This window comes from Phenylobacterium sp., assembly GCF_044372605.1.
Classification (GTDB): Bacteria; Pseudomonadota; Alphaproteobacteria; order Caulobacterales; family Caulobacteraceae; genus Phenylobacterium.
Window position 1 is genome coordinate 1 of sequence record NZ_JBILRO010000328.1, and the last position, 2,878, is coordinate 2,878.

Genomic DNA, 2,878 nt, shown 5'->3' on the forward strand with positions numbered 1-2,878 from the left:
CGCTCAGCCGCCTCGGCCCGCGCCTCGGCCTTGACCCGCTTCACCGCGCCGCGATCCGCCGTCTCGCCCTGCGGCGTCAGCATCTCATTGGCGAATTCCAGGTCCAGCATCTTCAGACGCTTGATCTCGTCGCGCAGGCGGCCGGCGGTTTCGAACTCCAGGTTGGCGGCGGCCTCGCGCATGCGGGCTTCCAGGTCCTTGAGCGTCGTCTTGAAGTTGTCGCCCATGAAGGGCTTGCCGTCCTCGGCGACGCCCACCGGCACGGTGACGCGGTCCTTCTCGTAGGGGCTGGCGAGAATGTCCTTGATGGACGACTTGATGCTGGCCGGGGTGATGCCGTGCTGCAGGTTATAGGCTTCCTGCTTCTCGCGGCGGCGCGCGGTCTCGGCCATGGCACGTTCCATGGAGCCGGTCATGCGGTCGGCGTAGAGGATCACCCGGCCGTCGACGTTCCGGGCCGCGCGCCCGATTGTCTGGATCAATGAAGTCTCCGAACGCAGGAAGCCTTCCTTGTCGGCGTCGAGGATCGCCACCAGCCCGCATTCGGGGATATCCAGGCCTTCGCGCAGTAGGTTGATGCCGACCAGGCAATCGAAGGCGCCGAGCCGCAGGTCCCGGATGATCTCGATCCGCTCCAGGGTGTCGACGTCGGAGTGCATGTAGCGGACCCGCAGGCCCTGCTCGTGCATGTATTCGGTCAGATCCTCGGCCATTTTCTTGGTGAGGACGGTGACCAGGGCGCGGTAGCCCTGGGCGGCCACCTGACGGACCTGATCGATCACGTCATCTACCTGGCTGAAGCCGTCCTTGTGGACCGGCTTGATCTCAACCGGCGGGTCGATCAGGCCGGTGGGACGGATCACCTGCTCGGCGAAGACCCCGCCGGTGCGTTCCATCTCCCACGGACCGGGGGTGGCGGACACGAACACGCTGTCCGGCCGCATGGCGTCGAATTCCTCGAACTTCAGCGGGCGGTTGTCGATGCAGGACGGCAGGCGAAAGCCGTATTCGGCGAGGGTGAACTTGCGCCGGTAGTCGCCCCGGTACATGCCGCCGATCTGCGGCACGGTCTGATGGCTTTCGTCGACGAAAAGCAGGGCGTTGTCGGGGATGTATTCGAAGAAGGTCGGCGGCGGCTCGCCCTCGCGGCGGCCTGTGAGGTAGCGGCTGTAGTTCTCGATGCCGGCGCAGGAGCCGGTGGCCTCGATCATCTCGATGTCGAAGGTGGTGCGCTGTTCCAGCCGCTGGGCCTCCAGCAGCTTGCCGTTGGCCACCATCCAGTCGAGCCGTTCCTTGAGCTCGGACTTGATCAGGTTGACCGCCTGCCGGAGCGTCGGACGCGGCGTCACATAGTGGCTGTTGGCGTAGATCTTCACACCTTCGAGATCGCCGGACTTCTTGCCGGTGAGCGGATCGAACTCGGTGATGGACTCGATCTCGTCTCCGAACAGGCTGATTCGCCAGGCGCGGTCCTCGTAGTGGGCCGGATAGATTTCCAGGGTGTCGCCGCGACGGCGGAACGTGCCGCGTTCGAAGGCGGCGTCGTTGCGCTTGTACTGAAGGGCCACCAGGTCCCCCATCAGCTTCTTCTCGTCGATCCGGTCGCCCGGCTTCAGCGAGAAGGTCATGGCCGAATAGGTCTCCACCGAGCCGATGCCGTAGATGCAGGAGACCGAGGCCACGACGATCACGTCGTCTCGCTCCAGGATCGCGCGGGTGGCCGAGTGACGCATCCGGTCGATCTGTTCGTTGATGGATGAGTCCTTCTCGATGTAGGTGTCGGTCCGCGGGACGTAGGCCTCGGGCTGGTAGTAGTCGTAGTAGGAGACGAAGAACTCGACGGCGTTCTCGGGGAAGAAGCTCTTGAATTCGCTGTAGAGCTGGGCCGCGAGCGTCTTGTTGGGCGCCAGGATCAGGGCCGGACGCTGGGTCTCCTCGATGATCTTGGCCATGGTGAAGGTCTTGCCGGAGCCCGTAACCCCAAGCAGCACCTGATCGCGCTCGCCGCCGTCGATGCCGCCCACCAGTTCCCGGATCGCGGTCGGCTGGTCGCCGGCGGGATCATAGGCCGACACCAGCTTGAATTTGCGCCCGCCCTCGCTCTTCTCCGGGCGCACCGGGCGGTGCGGCTTCCAGAGCATGGGCATGGTGTTTTCGTCATAGTCGAACGTCGCGGACATATCCGAGACGCCCGCGGGTTCGGCGGAGCGGGGCATGAGGTCCAACTTAGGCGCTCCGGGCGATGATCGCCACATCTGCGCACAGGGCTACTGACAGCCGTCTGTCAGCATGGCCTCCTATCTTGCCGCTTCGAACGCCTTGAGCAGACGTTCATGGCGCCACTGTTCGCGGGCCTTGTCGCTGCCGGCCACAAGATCGGCGCAGGCGCCCCGGGGTTCGGCGCCTCCGATCTGGCCGGCGCAGGCGCGGGCGGGCTTGCGATAGACGTTGGGGTCCTGCCAGAGGCCCTCGCCGCTCAGGAAGCCGAAGGCGATGGCGTTGCGAGCCGAGGTCTTCAGGTCGGCGTAGGTGGCGCCCATCTTCAGCGCCAGCGCATAATCACCGGAGAGATCGCTGCGCAGGATGCCGGAGTCATCGGTGGAGAGGCTGACCGGCACGCCGTTCTGCCGGAACCAGGTGAAGGGGTGGTCCTCGGGTTCGACCTCAAGAATGACGCGGTTCGAGATCGGGTTCACCTCGATCAGTATGCCTTTCGCGGCCATCTCGGCGGCGACGGCCACCGCGTCGGTCTCGGCCGGAAGCCCCACGCCATGGCCGATCCGCCGCGCGCCCGCCACGCGCACGGCCTTGGTGACGTGGTCGCGCAGATCGTCGGGCGTCACGATGGCCAGAGTGACCTCGCCGGCGTGTAGCGCCA

The 2,878-nt window shown here is 65.7% G+C and carries 1 protein-coding gene and 1 pseudogene; both read right to left on the reverse strand.

The window, feature by feature from the left end; translation table 11 throughout:
• Positions 1-2,216, reverse strand: a 2,216-nt coding sequence (gene uvrB, locus ACIQ42_RS17690) for an excinuclease ABC subunit UvrB (protein ID WP_397423545.1), incomplete at its 3' end; no start/stop codon positions are given.
• Between the two features lie 81 nt (positions 2,217-2,297).
• Positions 2,298-2,878: pseudogene (locus tag ACIQ42_RS17695) on the reverse strand (adenosine deaminase); the annotation flags it as partial.